13 protein-coding genes are annotated in these 18,998 nt (G+C 65.2%); 3 read left to right on the top strand and 10 right to left on the bottom strand.

What is annotated here, in order from left to right:
- Positions 1-187: 187 nt before the first annotated feature.
- Together L0962_RS01890 and L0962_RS01885 are read right to left on the bottom strand one after the other, a co-directional pair.
- Positions 188-997 carry a hypothetical protein gene (locus L0962_RS01890; protein ID WP_234083219.1) on the bottom strand — a complete coding sequence of 270 codons (810 nt, stop codon included), beginning with the start codon at positions 995-997 and terminating at the stop codon, positions 188-190.
- A 111-nt stretch (positions 998-1,108) separates the two neighbouring features.
- Positions 1,109-2,719 carry a methyl-accepting chemotaxis protein gene (locus L0962_RS01885; protein WP_234083216.1) on the bottom strand — a complete coding sequence of 537 codons (1,611 nt, stop codon included), beginning with the start codon at positions 2,717-2,719 and terminating at the stop codon, positions 1,109-1,111.
- Positions 2,720-2,880: 161 nt separating this feature from the next.
- On the opposite strand from L0962_RS01885, the gene L0962_RS01880 reads away from it, so the two are divergent.
- The gene (locus tag L0962_RS01880; RefSeq protein ID WP_234083214.1) at positions 2,881-3,330 is read left to right on the top strand and encodes an HIT family protein; all 450 of its coding nucleotides are present in this window, start codon (positions 2,881-2,883) and stop codon (positions 3,328-3,330) included.
- A gap of 3 nt (positions 3,331-3,333) precedes the next feature.
- Positions 3,334-3,786, top strand: a complete 453-nt coding sequence (gene dtd / locus L0962_RS01875) for a D-aminoacyl-tRNA deacylase (RefSeq protein ID WP_234083211.1) — start codon at positions 3,334-3,336, stop codon at positions 3,784-3,786.
- Here the strand turns inward: dtd and L0962_RS01870 are convergent, their stop codons facing one another.
- The 6 genes from L0962_RS01870 to gshA form a co-directional block, all read right to left on the bottom strand.
- Positions 3,787-4,926 carry an HD-GYP domain-containing protein gene (locus L0962_RS01870; protein ID WP_234083196.1) on the bottom strand — a complete coding sequence of 380 codons (1,140 nt, stop codon included), beginning with the start codon at positions 4,924-4,926 and terminating at the stop codon, positions 3,787-3,789.
- Positions 4,923-8,831, bottom strand: a complete 3,909-nt coding sequence (locus tag L0962_RS01865) for a response regulator (protein WP_234083193.1) — start codon at positions 8,829-8,831, stop codon at positions 4,923-4,925. Before L0962_RS01865 ends, L0962_RS01870 begins: the two co-directional genes overlap by 4 nt.
- A 181-nt stretch (positions 8,832-9,012) precedes the next feature.
- Entirely contained in the window at positions 9,013-10,473 is a 1,461-nt protein-coding gene (locus L0962_RS01860) for a mechanosensitive ion channel (protein WP_234083190.1), read from the bottom strand.
- Between the two features lie 137 nt (positions 10,474-10,610).
- Positions 10,611-11,651 (bottom strand): FAD:protein FMN transferase, encoded by a 1,041-nt coding sequence (locus L0962_RS01855; protein WP_234083186.1) that lies wholly within the window; start codon positions 11,649-11,651, stop codon positions 10,611-10,613.
- Positions 11,636-12,655 (bottom strand): glutathione synthase, encoded by a 1,020-nt coding sequence (gene gshB / locus L0962_RS01850; RefSeq protein WP_234083172.1) that lies wholly within the window; start codon positions 12,653-12,655, stop codon positions 11,636-11,638. Before gshB ends, L0962_RS01855 begins: the two co-directional genes overlap by 16 nt.
- A gap of 5 nt (positions 12,656-12,660) precedes the next feature.
- On the bottom strand, positions 12,661-13,968 hold the full coding sequence (gene gshA / locus L0962_RS01845; RefSeq protein WP_234083168.1) for a glutamate--cysteine ligase: 1,308 nt from the start codon (positions 13,966-13,968) through the stop codon (positions 12,661-12,663).
- 136 nt (positions 13,969-14,104) lie between these two features.
- Between gshA and L0962_RS01840 the strand changes: the two genes are divergently transcribed.
- On the top strand, positions 14,105-15,727 hold the full coding sequence (locus L0962_RS01840; protein WP_234083165.1) for an ABC-F family ATPase: 1,623 nt from the start codon (positions 14,105-14,107) through the stop codon (positions 15,725-15,727).
- Positions 15,728-15,807: 80 nt separating this feature from the next.
- Here L0962_RS01840 and L0962_RS01835 read toward each other — a convergent pair whose 3' ends face one another.
- Together L0962_RS01835 and L0962_RS01830 are read right to left on the bottom strand one after the other, a co-directional pair.
- Positions 15,808-16,176, bottom strand: coding sequence for an HPF/RaiA family ribosome-associated protein (locus L0962_RS01835; protein WP_234083162.1), 369 nt, complete (start codon positions 16,174-16,176; stop codon positions 15,808-15,810).
- A 94-nt stretch (positions 16,177-16,270) separates the two neighbouring features.
- Positions 16,271-18,988: a cation-transporting P-type ATPase gene (locus tag L0962_RS01830; protein ID WP_234083159.1), complete on the bottom strand. Its 2,718-nt coding sequence runs from the start codon at positions 18,986-18,988 to the stop codon at positions 16,271-16,273.
- Positions 18,989-18,998 lie beyond the last annotated feature (10 nt).

Here is an 18,998-nt window from a genome sequence, read left to right as displayed (position 1 = left end):
CGGCAGGAAATCGGCGCACTGTCGTCATTGAATCACCCCGGAAATTGAAGGGGTTCCATTACCTGAGTGAATGGGGCCTTAATCAGGATCAACAAATATTCCCCGGAAGTCAGAGCGTATGCCGTACGGTTGGCGTAAGGGGCATGCGAAGAATTGCCGTGATGCACCCTGGAACAGAAAACCTTGCTCAGCCGCCCCGACGGGCTTCTCGGATTTTTCGGGTTTCTTCCGCCTGAAGTTTCTTCCAGTTCTGACGGAATTTCGTCAGACCGCTGCCGTTGAGGAAGTTGGTGCTGAGGTCTTCCTTGGGAATCGTGGGGTCGACCACGACTTCCTGGGCAAAATCGAACACGGCCAGGATGGCCGATCCGGGGACCAGGGCGCGGATCACGCCGGGGATCTGGGTTGCGGTCGACACTTGTCTGGCGGCAAATTTCTTGGCTTCTTCCGGGCTGGTGGTCCAGCTCAGGCCGTTTTCCTGGAACTTGCTGCCGCTGGAAATTCCCCGATAGATTTCGACACGTTCCGGCAGTGCTGCCAGGTAGGCGTCCCAATCCTTACGGCCGGCGCCGACCTGGAAAAGGGCTTCGCGGTCCGCTGAGCGGAACATCCTGAGCAGCAGGTTTTCGGCCAGCGCAACGCCATCCGGCAGCGATCGCTGACCCGATTGCCAGGCGCTGGCCAGTGCGGCAGCCCAGGCGGCGGCCGAGATTTCGCCGGCCTTGAAGGCCGTCCAGCAATACATCAGGAACTGGAACGCAGCTGTCGGTTCGCCGTCGCGATAGGTTTCGTCGATCTCGGCGACGACGGCGGCGGCGATCAGCGGATCGTCTTCCTGGATGGCCTTTAACGAAGCGACGACGTAGTCGTGCAGATTGCCGTAACGCGCTGCGTTGGCCTGCAGGTAGGTCAGCCATTGATCGGCGTCGATCTTTTCGCTGTCGGTCCTGATGCGTCCCGCGTTTTCCAGGAAGGTGTAGCGGTAGGTGTAGATCATGCGCGTGTCTCGTCAGTCGTCGATGTTGGGGGCGCTGCGCATGATACGCCGGCCGCCGCCGCTGGTTTCACGTGAAACCCGGCGGCGTGCCTGCCGGCGGCGGGTGATCGTTCAGATCCGGAAGATGGCGACGCTGCGTTCGGTATCGGCGGCGAGGGTTTCCAGCTGACGCGCGGTGTCTGCGACGGAGCGGGTGGCCGAGCTGTTTTCTTCCGACATCTGGGCGATGCGTTCGACGTTGATGGCGATGTCGTTGCTCGCCACGCCTTGTTCGCGCAAGGCTTCGGAAATCTCGTTGACCACGGCGACGACCTGTTGCGCCCGCTCGTTGATGCCGAGCATCGATTCGCTGGTGCGGTTGGCCAGCACGACGCCGGTTTCGACCTTGCCGACGACTTGTGCCATGGTGCCGACCGCCGCCTGGGCCGAGGCCTGCAGGTCGCCGATCATGTTGCCGATCTGCGTGGTGGCCTGGGCCGTCCGTTCGGCCAGCTTGCGGACTTCATCGGCAACGACGGCAAAGCCGCGGCCCTGTTCGCCGGCGCGTGCGGCTTCGATGGCGGCGTTGAGGGCGAGCAGGTTGGTCTGTTCGGCGACTTCGCGGATGACTTGGACGATACCGCCGATATTTTGCGAGTTCGCATCCATCGACTGGATGGTGCGCGATGCCTCGGCGACGACCTGCGAGATGTTCTGCATTTCGGCCACCGTTTCCTGGATGACGCGATTGCCGGTGGCCGATTGTTCGCCGGTTTCCTGGGTGATCTGCCGGGCTTCGACGGCACTGTCGCCGACGTGATTGACGGAAACGGTCATCTGTTCGACGGCGGCGGCCATCGAGGCGGCGGATTCCGACTGCAGCGCGATGGCTTTGGCGACTTCGCCCGATGCCGTGGACAGTTGTGCCGAGGCGCCGGAGACGCCGGCCGCGTTTTCCTTCAGATGGGCGACCAGCTGACGCAACTGCTGCCGCATGTCTTCCAGCGATTTGAGCAGAGCGCCCATTTCGTCGTTGCGGCTGGCATCGATGCCTTCGCCGAGGTTGCCGGCGGCGATCGCTGCCGCGGCCTGGCGAGCTTGTGCGATGGGGGCCTCGACCGAACGCCGGACGACGAACATCGATACGCCGATCCCGATGACCAGGGCGATCAGCAGGATGAGCAGATTGGTGGTGCGCAGTTCCTGGTAGTGTCGGATCTCGTCGTCGTAGGTCTGTTTGGCCACGTCGAGCTGCAGGCTGACCAGACGGCTGAAGGAGTCGGAGACCGGATCGATGGCGGGATAGAGGGCTTGTGCCGAGAATGCGGCGATTTCGGCATTGTCGCCGCGCTGCAGCAGCGCGCGCAGTTTGGCGGTGGCTTGATCGGCTTGTTTGATTTGCGGCTCGATTTCCTTGACCAGGGCTTCTTCCTGCGGGACCAGGCGGGTGGCAACGTAAGCTTGCCAGTTGCTGCGGATTTTCTGCTCCGCCTCGTCGAGCGAGGCCAGGCCCTGGGCGGTGGTCAGGCTGCCGTTGCGGACCTTGTGCGTGGTGTCGACGATGTTTACCGCGTAGGCGTCGGCAATCTCCTTGATCTGCTTGAGCGGCACGACGCGGTCGTTGTAAACGGTTTCCAGGCCGCCGACGGCGATACTCATGCCGTAGAGGCCGAGCCCGCCCATCGCCATGGCGACGCAGAGCAGCGATGCGGTGAGCAGGTAAAGCTTGGCGGAAATCTTCATTGCGCAGGACTCCCTGTAAAAGTGATTTCTGGCGGCCGCCGAAAGCCTTCGTCAAGCCAACGGAATGCCCGGGAAATTATATTGCCCGCCGCACGGCAGGGATGAATATTTCGGGAATATGGTCAGAATAGCGGTTCTTCAAACAAGACCCAGGAAACGAGATGCCTGAATTCGTCGATACCTCTGCCGTCGGCAGCTGCATTTTCTGCCGCCTGCTCGCCGGGGAAATTCCCGCCGCCCGCATTTACGAAGATGAGCAGACGCTGGCTTTCCTCGATATCGGGCAGGTGACGCCGGGCCACACGCTGGTCATCGTCAAGCGCCATGCCGAGACCTTGTTCGACCTGACGGCCGACGAGGCGGCCGCGGCAATGCGTACCGCGCACCGCGTCGCACAGGCCATTCAGGCGACTTTCCAGCCGGCCGGCCTGAATCTGCTGCAATGCAATCGCGAGGCGGGCTGGCAGACGGTCGGGCATTTCCACATTCACGTACTGCCGCGCCATGCCGACGATGGTGTCGGCCTGATCTGGCCGCGCCAGGAACCGGGCCGCGATGTGCTGGCCGAGCGCGCAGCCTTGCTGCGCGAGGCGTTGGCCGGCCAGGACTGATCGATGCGGGCGGTGATCCAGCGGGTGCGCCAGGCGTCGGTTGCGGTCGACGGCGAAATCGTCGGAAAAATCGGGCCGGGCTTGCTGGTGCTGGCCGGCTTCGAAGCGGCAGACGACGAGCGCGATCTGGTCTGGACGGTCGGCAAGATTGCCCGTTTGCGCTTGTTTGCCGACCCGTCGGGCGCGATGAACCTCAACGTTCAGGAGATTGCCGGCGAGGTGCTGGCGGTTTCCCAGTTCACGCTGTTCGCCTCGGTCAGGAAAGGCAACCGGCCGTCGTGGAGCCGGGCGGCGCGCGGTGAAGTGTCGGCGCCGCTGTTCGACCGCTTTGTCGCGCTGCTGTCGGCCGAACTGGGACGGCCGGTGCCGAGCGGCGTGTTCGGCGCCGACATGCAGGTGGCGCTGGTCAACGACGGGCCGGTGACGCTGATTGTCGACTCCCGGCAGCCGGCGTGATCAGCAGTCGCAATCCTTCGGGTTGGTGAGCACGGCGGGGTAGCCGGTCGGTTCCTGGGCGTGCTCGTAGATTTCCTTGATCTGGAATTCGAGGTCGGTCAGCGCGCCGTGCTCGTCGGCGTAGATTTCGCGGATGCGCAGGATTTCCGGCAGGGCGCGGTGGAAGGCGGCCATCAGCGCCGGATCGAAGTGCTTGCCGATCTGTTCGTCCATCATTGCCAGCGCCTGTTCGAGCCCGATCGCCGGTTTGTAGGGGCGGACGGAAACCAGCGCGTCGAAGACGTCGGCGATGGCGACGATGCGTCCTTCGAGCGGAATGGCTTCGCCCTTGAGCCCTTGCGGATAGCCGCTGCCATCCCATTTTTCGTGGTGGCTGAGGGCGATGATGCGGGCGGTTTCCAGCAGTTCGTTGTCGTGCTTGCCAATGATTTCGGCGCCCATGATCGGGTGCTGGTACATGACTTTCCACTCTTCCGGCGTGAGCTTGCCCGGTTTGAGCAGGATGGCGTCGGGAATGCCGATCTTGCCGACATCGTGCATCGGCGCGGTATTGAAGATGATGCCGGCGGTTTCGGCGCCCAGGCCGTGCGCTTCGGCGATCAGCCGGGCGTAGTGGCTCATGCGCAGCACGTGGTTGCCGGTTTCGTTGTCCTTGAATTCGGCGGCCCGGCCAAGCCGGCGGATGATCTGCTGGCGTGTCGTCATCAGTTCGTGGGTGCGCTGGCGGACCATGCGCTCGAGTTCGCGCGACTGGTCGTAGAGCGCCAGGTGGGTGCGCACGCGGGCCCGCACGATGGGCGGACTGATCGGCTTCATGATGTAGTCGACGGCGCCGGTGGCCAGGCCGAGTTCCTCGTCGGCGGTGGCGGTCATCGCGGTGACGAAGATGATCGGGATGTGTCGGCGGTCCGGGTTGGCCTTGATGCGGCGGCAGATTTCCAGGCCGGACAGCCCGGGCATCATGATGTCGAGCAGGATCAGATCGGGCGGTTCGTCGGAATAGACGATCTTGAGCGCTTTTTCGCCCGAGATGGCGGCTCGTACGCGGTAGTCGCCACACAGGATTTCACTGAGCAGGTCGATGTTCTCGGGCGTGTCGTCGACAACGAGGATGCTTTGCTTGGGGAGCAGGCTGGTCATGGCGTTTTCGGGCGGGGCGAAAGAGGGGCGAGGATTTCGCGCAGCAGCGCGCTGGCGTCTTCGAAATCGTATTGGTAAATCAGGCGTTCGAGCCGGTCGACCGTAGCGGTCTCCGTCTGCTGCCGCAAGCCGTCGGCGAGCGTGTCGAACTGGCGGACGGCCGAGGCGTCGTCGTTGTCGAGCAGCAGTTGCAGGCGGGCCAGGGCTTCCGGGGTGGCCGGGTTGCCCGGGGCCGGTGGCGGTGCGCGGTCGCTGCCGTCGGCCGCGATCTGCGCGAGCAGTGCGCGGTGTTCCTCGGCCAGTCGGTCGATCCGCGGCTGGATGGCGGCTGCGGTCGACTCCTCGCGCATGGCTTTTTCCAGTTCGCCGGCCAGGGCGGCAAGCCGTTCGGCCCCGATGTTGCCGGCCAGCCCGCGCAGCGTGTGGGCCAGACGGATCAGTTCGTCGCCGGCGCCGGTGGCCAGGGCGCGATCGAGACGCGCCGGCAGGTCGGCCTGGTCGGTGGCGAAACGTTTCAGCAGTTTGGCGTAGAAGTCGGCCTTGCCGCCGACGCGGGCCAGCGCGGCAGTGCGGTTCAGGCGCTCGTTGCGCGGTTCGGGCGTTGGCGGTACCGGCGCTGTCGCCGCGGCTTCGCCCAGCCAGCGCTGCAGCGTGGCGTAGAGCATGCCGACGTCGATCGGTTTGGCGATGTGGTCGTTCATGCCGACGGCCAGGCAGCGGTCGCGGTCGGCGGGCAGCGCGTTGGCGGTCATGGCGACGATCGGCAGGTCGAAGCGTTCGAGTTCGTCGCGGATCTGGCGGGTTGCCTCGTAACCGTCCATCACCGGCATCTGGCAGTCCATCAGTACCAGGTCGAAATTTCCGTTGCGCACCTGGTCGACCGCAAGAGCGCCGTTTTCGGCGGTGGCGACGAGCAGGCCGGTGGCCGACAGCATTTCTTCGGCCAGTTCGCGGTTGACCGCATTGTCCTCGACCAGCAGCACCCGGCGGTTGCCGGCGAACCACGGCCGCGTCGTCTGGTGGCTGGCGCCGACCGGCGCCGGGGCGCGGTGCAGGGCGACCATGATGGCGTCGAACAGCGTGGAAGGCGTCGCCGGTTTGCCGAGGATGGCGTTGACCGGCAGTTCGCCGAGCGCATCGCGCAGTTCTTCGTGGTCGTGCGCGGTGGTCATGATGATTGCCGGCGGCTGGGCGGTTTCCCGCCGGATCGCGGCGAGCAGTTCGACCCCGTCCATCACCGGCATTTTCCAGTCCACCAGCAGCAGTCCGTAGTCTTCGCCGGCCCGTTGGGCGCTGGCGATCTCGACCAGCGCTTCGCTGCCGCTGGCGGCGACCCGGCAATCGATGCCGAGCGTGGCCAGCATATGGGCGAAGACTTCGCGGGCGCCGGTATTGTCATCGACAACCAGGGTACGCAGGCGGTCGGGCAGGCCGAGGCGGCGCGGTGCCTCGGCGTCGCCTTCGGCAACCGGGAAGTCAAGTTCGAAAGTGAAGCGGCTGCCGGCGCCGGGTTCGCTGGTCGCTTCGATGCTGCCGCCGAGCAGGTCGACGATGCGCTTGCAGATCGACAGGCCGAGTCCGGTACCGCCGTATTTGCGGGTGGTCGAACTGTCGGCCTGGGTGAAAGCGGTGAACAGGTTGGCCACCTGTTCGGGGTTCATGCCGATGCCGGTATCGCTGACGACGAAGCGCAAGCGCAGATCGCGTTCGCGGCGTTCGACGAGATCGACGGTGACGGTGATTTCGCCTTGCTCGGTGAATTTGATCGCGTTGCCGACCAGGTTGAGCAGGACCTGGCCGAGGCGCAGGGGGTCGCCGATCAGGCGGTCCGGCACGTCGGCACCCAGGTCGAACAGGAGTTCGAGGCCGCGCTCGCGCGCTTTCTGCGCATTGAGGTCGCCGAGGTGGCGCAGGGTGGCATCGAGACTGAAGGGGGTGCGTTCGAAGCGCATCATGCCGGCTTCGATTTTCGACAGGTCGAGGATGTCGTTGATGATGCCGAGCAGGCCCTTGGCCGCGACATCGACCTTGTTCAGGTAATTGCGCTGCTTGGCCGTCAGCTCGGTCTGCAGCGCCAGATGGTTCATGCCGATGATGGCGTTCATCGGCGTCCGGATTTCGTGGCTCATGTTGGCCAGGAAATCCGATTTGGCGGCGGCTGCCGCCTCGGCGGCGGCGCGGGCCCGGCCGGCATCGCGTTCGGCGTTCTTCTGCGGCGTGATGTCGACGATCACGCCGATCAGCCCGCCCGGCGTGCCGTCGGGGGCGAGGAAGCCGTTCACCGAGTAGAGCGTGTCGCGCAGGCTGCCGTCGGCATTCGGCATCAGCATCTCGCGGACGATGCAGCCGGCTTCGCCGATGATCCTTTCGTCCTCGGCTTGATAGGCTTGGCGCTCGTCGAGCGGCAGGTAGTCGAGGTCGAGCACGCGCTTGCCGACGAAAGCGTTGCGGTCGATGCCGAAGAATTCCTCGTAGGCGCGGTTGCAGCCCAGGAAACGGGTATCGGCACCTTTGTAGAAAATCGGATTGGGCAGGGTGTCGAGCAAGGCGCGCAGCAGGCCTTCGCGTTTTTGCAGGTCTTCCTGGCTCTGGCGCAGGGCTCGCGTGCGCAGGGCAACGGTCTGCTCGAGATCGGCGTTGATGTTCTGCAGTGCCTGCTGCGAAAACTGCAGTTGCTGGCGCATGGCCTCGATGGCTTCGGCCAGGCGGGCGACTTCGTGCCATGGAGCATCGACGATGACCGGTGCGTCGAGTTCGAGCCGGCCGATGCGCTGGCTTTCCTCGCCGAGCGCGGCGAGCGGCCGCCCGAAGCGGCGGGCGATGCGTACCGCGACGGCCGTGCCCAGCCCGAGGGCAAGCAGCAGGATGAGTCCCAGCAGGCCGAGGTCGCCGCCGCGGATCGGGATGTATTCGGCACGCGGGGCGGTCACGCCGACCCACAGATTGCTGCGCTGCGGCTCGATGTGGCGGAACAGGCTGAACCAGATGCCGTCCGGACGATCGTGCAGATGCATGCCGCCGACCGGTGCCGGGTCGTCCCGCCAGCGCTGCAGGGCGGCACCGAGTTCCGGCAGGGCCAGCGCTTCGGGGGTCTTGAGCAGGGCCTTGCGCATCGCTTCCGGATCGGCAAAGCGGGCATCGCGAGGTGGCGCGATCACTCTGCCATCGTCGAGCAGCAAGGCGGCCTGACCCTGTTCGCCAAGCGCCAGCTGGCTGGTGAAGCTGGCCATGTCGCTGAGCCGGACGTCGTGCGCGATGACGTATTTCGAACCATCGGCCGCTTGCCAGCGCATCGATGCGGTGATGCCCGGCTGTCCGGAGGTGAAAAATACGTAGGGTTGTGTCCAGTGGATCTGTTCGTCGCGTTCGAGGGCGATGGCACCCGTGAACCAGGGGCGCTGGCGCGCGTCGTAATCGCGCTCCTGCATTTCCACGCGGTCGATGCGGCGATCGGGGGTCCAGTAAATCCAGTAGGTCTGGCGTCCCCATTCCGCCGGATTGCTGATCCGGTTGACCCAGCCGCCGTTGGCGCCGAGCAGCAGGAAGATCTCGCGTCCCGATTCGTGCGCGAAGATCACCGAATTGATTTCCCGGTTGTTGGCCAGGATGGGGAAGAACAGGTCGTTGAAGCGCAGCAGCTGGCCCTGGTCGAGTTGACCGTTGCGGGCCCAGCTCTGACTGCTGCGCAAGGTGATTTCGACCGAATCGAGCAGTCGACCGTAACGCGATTCGACCTGTTCGGCGGCCAGCTTCAACTGGGATTCGGCCAGGCGTTGAACCGTGGGCAGACCGAGCAACTGGACGAATCCGACCGAAAAGGCGGCCAGGGAAAGCAGGATCAGCAGACCGATGCGCAGCACCAGGCTGTTGGCGAAACTCGGTCTGCGGAATGGAATGCCAGCCAAGAGGGCCTCTTCTCTGCGTACCTGCGGGTTCGTCGGGGTAAAGCTTCCTTATGCTGGAAGCTTGGGCGACTTTATACGAAGCCGGGGCGCCTGTTAAGAAAAGGACGCAGGTTTATGGCCGAACTGACGGTGTAGTCCGGCAGCAAGCGCTGCCGGGCTACACTTTTTGCGCGGCGGCGAATCAGTCCTCGCGGCGCAGTCTGGCCAGCCAGTGCTCCATCAGCTTGCCGGCGGCTTCGCGTCCGCCGAGGCCGAAGGACAGGGCGACGGCGACGGCGATCGAGCCGAGCGTCAGGCCGAAGGCCAGGTTGACGATGTCGTCGGCGATGCCCATGGCACGCAGGCCCATGGCGGTGACCAGGGCCAGGATCGCGTAGCGCGCGATGCGCGCCAGTCCGCGGGTATTTTCACCGCTGGCGCGGTCGACCGCAGCATAGGCGATGTTGGCCAGCCAGAAACCGACGACCAGGATGGTGCTGCCGAGCAGGATGTCGCCGCCGAAGCGGATGAAGGTGGCGACGATGTCGCTGACCTGGCTGAAGCCCAACTGGGCGGCGGCTTCGACACCGGCGAACAGCATTGCGAAGAAGAACGCGACGCGGCCGGCAAACGTCGAGGCGGTACTGTTTCCGAAGGCATGGGCGAGGTTGATGCGTTCGGGCAGTTTGTCGAAGCCGATGGCGGCCAGCAGACTGCTCAGCAGACGCGAGGCGAAGCCGGCGACCAGCCAGGTGACGGTGAGGATCAGCGCTGCGGCGATCAGCTTGGGAACGGCCTGCAGCATCAGCGCCAGCATGTCGGTGGCGGGGCGCGAGATGGCTTCGATGCGCAGCGCATCGAGCGCCGAGATCAGCGACGGCACGAATACGACCAGGAACACCAGCAGGCCGGCGATGCGCGTCAGCGACGTCGAATCGCCGAGACCGGCTTTCTGGCCGAACTGGTCGAGACCGGCGCTGCGCGTCAGGTTGACCGTGATGTTGCGCAGCACCGTGGCGACGATCCAGCCGACGCTGCCGATGATCAGCGCGGCAACGGCGTTGGGCAGCATGTCGAGCACCCGGCCGACCATGGCACGCAGCGGGTCGAGCAGGCCATCGAGATCGAGGGCGCCGAGAATGGCCGGCACGAAGAGCAGCACGATCAGCCAGAACAGGGCTTGCGACAGGTTATCGGCGATCGGCGCCATTTCGGCGTGTTCGGCGAGCTTTTCATCGAGCGTGGTCTTGTCGAGCAGCTTGACGGTCAGCGTCCGCGCGACGCTGGCGAGAACCCAGGCGATCAGACCGAGTACCAGCGCGCTGAGCAGTTTCGGGGCGTAGGTGAAGATTTCCGTGGTGAACGCGGCGAAGGGGCCGGAGACGACGGCCAGGTCGAGCGAGTTGAAGACCGCGATCAGGGTCAGCAGCAGCACGACCCAGAACAGCGCAACGGCGATCAGGCGTTCCAGATCGATGATATTGCCAGTCAATATATTGAAGTGGCGATTCATGCCGACGGCCGCCAGTCCGCGACGGGTGCCGGCCCGCACGGATACGGCGATCAGCCAGCCGATGACGAAGATGCCGAGGGCGCCGAGCAAGTGCGGTATCTGGCCGCCAAGCGCGTTCTGTAGCGATTCCCAGAGCGTATTCATGTCCATTGAGCTTATCCCCCATAGTAATGTTCAACAGGAGGGGGGATAGTCGCACGCGTTCGCAGCGATGTCTCAAATAATATTGAGAAACAATGTAAATGAACGGGGTCGGGTACGGCGGAATCCCGCCAGAGGCCTGCCTTTCAGGGAATGACCTCGATGGCCGGCGGCTGGCCGATGTATTCGAGTCGCTGGTGCAGCGCTGCCGTGACCTGGATGTGCTGCGCGCTGTCGACGCGCAGGACGTAGGGCATTTCCATGCGCCGGGCCATGGCCCGCCAGCCGTCCGGACCGGCGATGAAGATCGGCTTCGAGGTGGCATCGGACAGCGTACCGGCCTTCGGTCCGGCCGGTACCAGCACGGTGACCGCCTGCGTGTGGTCGACCGGCCAGCCGCTGCGCGGATCGATCAGGTGCGAGTAACGCTTGCCGTCGACTTCGAAGTAGCGCTGGTAGTCGCCGGACGTGCCGATCGCTTCGCCATCCTCCAGCGACACGGTGGCCAGCGGGCCGGGCTGGCGCGGGTGCTGGATGCCGACTCGCCATTTCCGGCCTTCCTTGTTGCCGAGCGCCATGACGTTGCCGCCGATGTTGATCAGCGCATCGTGGATGCCTTGCTGGCGCAGGATGGCCGCGGCCCGGTCGAGCGCGACGCCCTTCAGGTAGCCGCCGAAATCCAGGGCCAGTGCCTTGTTGCGGCTGGATACCGTGGTCCCGTCAATGACCAGGTCGGCCACCGACGGATGGGCGGCGACCAAGGCGTCGAGCGTTTTCCGGTCGGGCAGCCGGGCGACGAACTCGTCGGCGTGGAAACCCCACAGTTCGATCAGCTTGCCGATGCCCGGATCGAACAGGTGTTCGCCCTGTGCCGACAGCGCCTGCGCTTCGCGCATGAAGTCGGCCATTTCCGGCGTCACCTGCTGCGGTCGACCGGCGGCGATGGCCGAATTCACCTCGGTCAGTTCGGACGGCTCCCAGGCGTGGTAGGCGCGGTGCATGCGGTCGAATTCGCGCAGCACGGCGGCGATCGCCTTGCGCCCTTGTTCCGGGTCGGCGCTGACGACGATCACTTCGACGCGCGTGCCGAAAACGTACGATTGCTGTTCCTGCAAGGGGGTGCGGCCGCAGGCGGCGAGCAGCAGGGCGGCGGCCAGCGCCAGGCAGGTCTTCAGGACAGCCCGCATGCGTGCTCGATGGCGGTGATCAGGGCACCGGCGGCATCGAAACCCGTCTGCTGCCGGATCTCGACCATGCAGGTCGGGCTGGTGACGTTGATTTCGGTCAGTCGTTCGCCGATCACGTCGATGCCGACCAGCAGCAGGCCGCGCTTGATCAGGATCGGACCGAGCGCTTCGGCGATCTCGCGGTCGCGCGCCGACAGCTCCTGGGCGACGCCGGTCCCGCCGGCCGCCAGGTTGCCGCGCGTCTCGCCGGCCTTCGGGATGCGCGCCAGGCAATAGGGGACCGGCTTGCCGGCGATCAGCAGGATGCGCTTGTCACCCTGGGCGATGGCGGGCAGGTATTGCTGCGCCATGATCGTCCGCTGGCCTTCGCCGGTCAGCGTTTCGAGGATCACGTTGCGGTTCGGGTCGTTGCGATGCACGCGGAAGATGCCGGCGCCGCCCATGCCGTCGAGCGGCTTGAGGATCACATCGCGCTGTTCGTCGATGAAGTGCTGCAGCCTGTCGATATTCCGGCTGACTGCGGTCGACGGGATGAATTGCGGAAATTCCAGGATCGCCAGTTTTTCCGAATGGTCGCGCAGGGCCCGCGGCCGGTTGAACACGCGCACGCCTTCGGCTTCGGCGCGTTCGAGCAGCCAGGTGGCGGCAACGTATTCGCTGTCGAAGGGCGGGTCCTTACGCATCACCACGGCGTCGAAACCGGCCAGGCGCTGCCATTCGCGACCGGTTTCGCGATACCAGTCGTGATCGTCCGGGCGCAGGTGGAGATGGACGACTTCGGCATGCACGCCGCCGGGATGACCGTTTTCCGGCTTACGCCAGGCCAGCGTGCGCGCATCGATGGCGAATACGTCGTGGCCGTGGCTCTGCGCGGCGCGCATCATCGCCACCGACGAATCCTTCCAGGCTTTCAGGCTGTCCAGCGGGTCGAGCACGAAGACCAGGCGCAGCGAACGTTCGCTGCCGCCCAGCAGGTGTCGTTCGAAATGCAGTTGTTGCGCCACGGGGCTCAGGCGACCAGCGCGGCCGGCTGCTCGAGTGCGTCGGCCGTCCTTTCCAGTTCGACGGCAGCGGCCAGGCAGGCCAGGCGGCCGACCACGCCGTAGGCGTAGAAGCGGTTGGGCGGCGAGTCGGGATTGCCGCAGCGGTAGTCGGGCAGGTTGCAGCCGGTTTCGAAGGCGAGCGGCTCGAAGTGCATGCCCGGGGCGTTCAGGTTCTCGTCCTTGCCGCGACCGGTATGCACGCGGTAGAAGCCGCCGACGACGTAGCGGTCGATCATGTAGATCACCGGCTCGGCGACCGCGTCGTTGACCGTCTCGAACGAATGCACGCCTTCCTGGATCAGCACTTCGGACACTTCCAGGCCTTCCTTGACCACGCTCATCTTGTTGCGTTGCTTGCGGTTAAGGGCGATCAGCTCGTCGGCGTCGCGCACCGTCATCACGCCCATGCCGTAGGTGCCGGCGTCGGCCTTGACGACGACGTAGGGCGTTTCGGCGATGCCGTATTCCTTGTACTTCTCGCGCACCAGATCGAGCACTGCGCTGACGTTGGCGACCAGGCATTCCTCGCCCTGGCGTTCGTGGAAGTTGATCGAGCGGCAGACCGAGAAGGCCGGGTTGATGCGCCAGGGATCGATGCCGATGGCCTTGGCGAAATCGTTGGCGACCTGGTCGTAGGCGGCGAAATGGTTGGACTTGCGGCGTACCGCCCAGCCGGCATGCAGCGGCGGCAGCACGTACTGTTCGTCGAGATTGCCGAGGATGTCGGGAATGCCGGCCGACAGGTCGTTGTTGAGCAGGATCGCGCAGGGCTCGAAGCCGTCGACGCCGATCCGGTTGCCCTGGCGGCGCAGTGGTTCGAGCAGCAATTTTTGCCCGTTCGGCAGGTCGACCGCAGTCGGTCCGGCGAGGTCGGGGATCAGCGAGCCGATGCGCACTTCGAGGCCGGTCTGCTTGAGCACGGCGGCGATCTGGGCGACGTTCTGCAGGTAGAACTGGTTGCGCGTGTGGTTCTCGGGGATCAGCAGCAGGCGGCGGGCTTCCGGGCAGAACTTCTCGATCGCGCTCATTGCCGCCTGCACGCAGAGCGGCAGGAAGGCCGGGTTGAGGTTGTTGAAGCCGCCGGGGAACAGGTTGGTATCGACCGGCGCCAGCTTGAAGCCGGCGTTGCGCAGGTCGACCGACGAATAGAAGGGCGGCGTGTGTTCCAGCCACTGGCCGCGCAGCCATTGTTCGATCTGCGGACTGGCGTCGAGGAAACGCTTTTCCAGTTCGAGCAGGGGGCCGGTCAGGGCGGTCTTCAGGTGGGGGACCATTGCTGTCTCTACATCCCGTGGATTTTTATCGTGGGCGCAAATCTTACACCCCGGCGCAGTGCAATGCCGGCTTTCTGCGGTCAACCCCTTGAATAGCGAGTAAAATTCCGCGTTTTGCTTTTGTATCGGATTCGCTGTGCTCGTCGCCGCCAACATCACCATGCAATTCGGGGTCAAACCCCTGTTCGAGAACGTCAACGTCAAGTTCGGCGAGGGCTATCGCTACGGCCTCATCGGCGCCAACGGCGCCGGCAAATCGACCTTCATGAAGATCTTGTGCGGCGCGCTCGAACCGTCGGCCGGCAACGTCTCCAAGGACGTGCATGAACGCATGGCCTACCTGAAGCAGGACCAGTTCGCCTACGAAGACATGCGCGTCCTCGACGTGGTGATGATGGGCCACGAGGAACTGTGGAACGCCATCCAGGAACGCGATGCCATCTACGCCAATCCGGAAGCGAGCGAGGACGACTACATGCGCGCTGCCGAGCTGGAAGGCAAGGTCGGCGAATATGACGGCTACACCGCCGAATCGCGCGCCGGTGAGCTGCTGCTCGGCGTCGGCATCCCGACCGAACAGCACAACGGCCCGATGAGCGAAGTCGCACCCGGCTGGAAGCTGCGTGTGCTGCTCTGCCAGGCCCTGTTCGCCAATCCGGACATCCTGCTGCTCGACGAACCGACCAACAACCTCGACATCAACACCATCCGCTGGCTGGAAGACGTGTTGAACGGTCGTGACTCGACGATGATCATCATCTCCCACGACCGCCACTTCCTGAACCAGGTGTGCACCCACATGGCCGACCTGGACTACGGCAAGATCACCACCTACGCCGGCAACTACGACGACTTCATGGAAGCCGCGCAGCAGGCCCGCGAACGCCAGTCGCAGGCCAACGCCAAGGCCAAGGAACGCATCGCCGAACTGCAGACCTTCGTCCGCCGCTTCTCGGCCAACGCCTCCAAGGCCAAGCAGGCGACCTCCCGCCTGAAGCTGATCGACAAGCTCAAGCCGGAAGACGTCAAGCCGTCGTCGCGCCAGTACCCGTGGATCCGTTTCGACTTCGACGAAAAACAGAAACTGCACCGCCAGGCCGTCGAGATCGAGAACCTGACCTTCGCCTACGAAGGCGGCGAGCGCAAGATCTTCGACAACCTGACGCTGACCATCAACGGCGGCGAGAAGATCGCCGTGATCGGCGAGAACGGCGTCGGCAAGACGACCTTCCTGAAGCTGCTGATGGGTGAGCTGCAACCGCAGTACGGCACGCTGAAGTGGGCCGAGAAGGCCAAGCCCGGCTACTACGCGCAGGATCACAGCGCCGAGTTCGCCAACGGCGAAAGCCTGACCGACTGGATCGCCGGCTACGCCCGCGCCACCATCGAGGACGGCGGCGACCTGGAAACGCTGATCCGCGGCACGCTCGGCCGCCTGCTGTTCTCCGGCGACGAGCAGAAGAAGCCGGTCAACGTGATTTCCGGCGGCGAACAGGGCCGCATGCTGTTCGGCAAGCTGATGCTGCAGAAGCCGAACGTGCTGATCCTCGACGAACCGACCAACCACCTGGATATGGAATCGATCGAAGCGCTCAACGCCGGCCTGGAGAAATTCCCCGGCACGCTGGTTTTCGTCTCGCACGACCGCGAGTTCGTGTCGTCGCTGGCGACGCGCGTTTTCGAAGTGAAGGGCGACGGCCGCATCGTCGATTACCTCGGCGGTTACGAGGACTACCTGGCCAGCCAGGGCGTCCAGTAAACCGGCCAGGCCGGCCCGGCGGTTTTTCTATCCGCCGGGCGGTCGACCGCAGCTGCGGTCGGTATTTGCCGGATTCCGGTTCAGGCGGTTGCCAGGGCCTCGTCGGCCAGGCTTTCGCCGGGGAGCGCACGCTGGGCGCGGCGCGAACCGCGTTGCCGTTGCTGGCTGCGCACCAGCCGGCGGGCTGCCTGGTGCAGCGCGGCGATCAGTGCGTTCTGCGCGGTCCGAGCCTGGATGCGGACGACGACTTCGCCTTCGCCGTCGCGCTTGAGCGTCACCCGGCATTCCTTGTCCACGCCGCCGCGCGGACCATTGACGTCGCGCAGGCTGACACGCGCATGCCGGATGCCGTGGCGCAGGCGGCGCAACACGAAGCGGACGCGCTTTTCGACCTGTTCGCGCCAGCCGGTGGGAGTTTCCAGATCAGAGGTTTGAATTTGAATCTGCACGATTGGACTCCTTTGTCTCCTGTTCAAGGGAAGTTTTACCTTAATCCTCGCGGTCGACCGTGAGAAGCAGGGTTTTTCGTCCCGACTGTTCGATTTATTCGTCCACCCGCTTTCGTTCCAGATGGCGGATCAGCGTTTTTTCCCCTTCCATCAGCAGGAAGACCGCCAGCCCGATGGCGGTGGCCAGCAGCCAGTGGCGGCCCGACAGCGCAGTGGTCGCAAAGGCGGTCTGCAGCGGCGGCAGGTAGACGAAGGCCAGTTGCAGCAACAACAGGATGGCCAAGGCGATCCAGGCTGCGCGGTTGGTGAACACCAGGTCGGGACGAAGGCTGGCGGCGCTCAGGAAACGCGCGTTGAACAGATAGAAGGCCTGGGCGACGACCAGCGTGGTGACGGCGCTGGTGCGTGCCGTATCCAGCGGCAGGCCGTAGGCCAGTTCGGCCTCGAAGACGGCGATGGTGGCGCCGCCGATGAGCAGCGAGACGAACAGCAGGCGCCCCAGGAAGAGGGCGCCGAGCAAGGGTTTTCCGGGCGCGCGCGGCGGTCGCTGCATGATGCCCGGCTCGGCCGGTTCGAAGGCCAGCGCCAGCGCGAGCGTGACGGCGACGACCATGTTCACCCACAGAATCTGTACCGGGGTCAGCGGCAGGGTCAGGCCGAAGAGCACGGCGACCAGCATCACCAGGCCCTGTGCGCCGTTGGTCGGCAGCGTGAACAGGATGGCTTTCTTCAGATTGTCGTAGATCGTCCGGCCTTCCTCGATGGCGTGTTCGATGGTGGTGAAGTTGTCGTCGGCGAGCACGATGTCGGCGGCTTCCTTGGTGGCTTCGGTCCCCTTGATGCCCATTGCCACGCCGATGTCGGCCCGTTTCAGCGCCGGTGCGTCGTTGACGCCGTCACCGGTCATCGCCACGACTTCGCCCGAGGCCTGCAGTGCCATGACCAGGCGCAGCTTATGTTCCGGGCTGGTACGGGCGAAGATGTCGCAGTCGCGGGCCAGCCGGCGCAGCGTATCGTCGTCGGCGGCTTCGATTGCGGGGCCGTCGATGACCTTCAGCGAGGTTGCGTCGCCCAGGCCCATTTCGATGCCGATCGCGCGGGCCGTGATGGCGTGGTCGCCGGTGATCATCTTGACCCGGATTCCCGCCGCGTGACAGGACGCGATGGCGGCGATCGCTTCCGGCCGCGGCGGGTCGATGATGCCGATCAGGCCGAGAAACACCATGTCGTCGAGATCGTCGATGGCCAGCGTGGATTGCCCGTCCGGGGCGCTGCGTGCGGCGGCGGCGAGTACGCGCAGACCCTGGCCGGCGAGGCGCTCGATTTCGCTTTCCCAGAAGTTGCGGTCCAGCATTTCCGGCAACCCGTCGCTGTCCAGTTCACGCCGGCAGCGGTCGAGCAGGCGGTCCGGCGCGCCCTTGAGCAGGATGCGGCGCAGGCCGGTCGGCGTGCTGTTCAGCGTGGCCATGAACTTGTGCTCGGAGGCGAAGGGAATCGCCGCATGCCTGACATGATCGTCGCCGGAAAAACCGGCTTTGCCGGCCAGGGCGCGCAGCGCGCCTTCGGTCGGTTCGCCGGCGATGCGCCATTCGCCGTCTTCGTCCTGGCCGAGTTCGGTGTCGTTGGCGATGGCAACCACTTCGATCAGCGCGTTCAGGTGGGCGTGCTCGGCCAGCTCGACCAGTTCGCCGTCGAGAGTGATGTCGCCGGCCGGCCGGTAGCCGGTGCCGCTGACCGCGTAGCGGCCGCCGCGCGTGACGATTTCGCGGGCGGTCATTTCGTTGCGGGTCAGGGTGCCGGTCTTGTCGGAGCAGATCACGGTGACCGAGCCCAGTGCTTCGACCGCGCTCAGCCGGCGGGTGATCGCGTTGCGCCGGGCCATGCGTTGCACGCCGAGCGCCAGCGTGATGGTCAGGATGGCCGGCAGGCCTTCGGGAATCGCGGCGACGGCAAAGCCGATCGCGGCCAGGAAGAGTTCATCGAGCGGAAAGGCATGCAGGCCCAGGCCGATGCCCAGCATCAGCAATGCCAGGCCGACGATGATCATCGACAGGCCCTTGCCGAAGCGGGCCATCTGCCGTGTGAGCGGCGTTTGCAGGGTTTCGACGTTGGCGATCAAGCGGTTGATGCGGCCGATTTCGGTATCCGTGCCGGTACCGACGACAACGCCGATCGCCCGCCCGGCGGCGACCAGGGTGCCGGAAAAGGCGAGCGGGCTGCGGTCGCCGAGCGGCGCGTCGGCGGCAACCGGTGCCGGCTGTTTGTCGGCCGGTACCGATTCGCCGGTCAGGGCGGATTCCTCGATCCGCAGGCCGGTGGTTTCGATCAGCCGCAGGTCGGCCGGTACCCGGTCACCGGCACGCAGGCGGACGATGTCGCCAGGTACCAGCGTGCCTGCGTCAATGTTGCGCCATTCCCCGTCGCGCAGGGTCTGGGCCTGCACCGACAGCATCCGGCGGATGCCTTCCAGTGCCGCTTCGGCCTTGCCTTCCTGCAGGAAACCGATGATTGCGTTGATCGTGACCACGCCGGCGATGACCGCCGTGTCCACCCAGTGGCCGAGTAGCGCGGTGATCGCCGCCGAGGCGAGCAGGACGTGGATCAGCGTGTCGTGAAACTGCAGCAGGAAACGTTTCAGCGGGCTGTCGCGTGGCGGTGCCGGCAGGCTGTTGGGACCGGCCTGGCGCAGCCGTTGTTCGGCCTGCGCGCTGTCCAGGCCGGCGGGCGAGCTGTTCAGCTGGTCGAGCACGGCGCCGGCTTCGCGGGCGTGCGGCTGGCTGACAGCGAAGGGAAGCGGCGGTTGCGACGGCACGGTTTCCTCC

This window comes from Azonexus sp. R2A61, from assembly GCF_021401135.1.
Taxonomy (GTDB): Bacteria; Pseudomonadota; Gammaproteobacteria; order Burkholderiales; family Rhodocyclaceae; genus Azonexus.
Note: the sequence above shows the minus strand (reverse complement) of the source record. Positions and strands in the feature narration are given on the sequence as shown.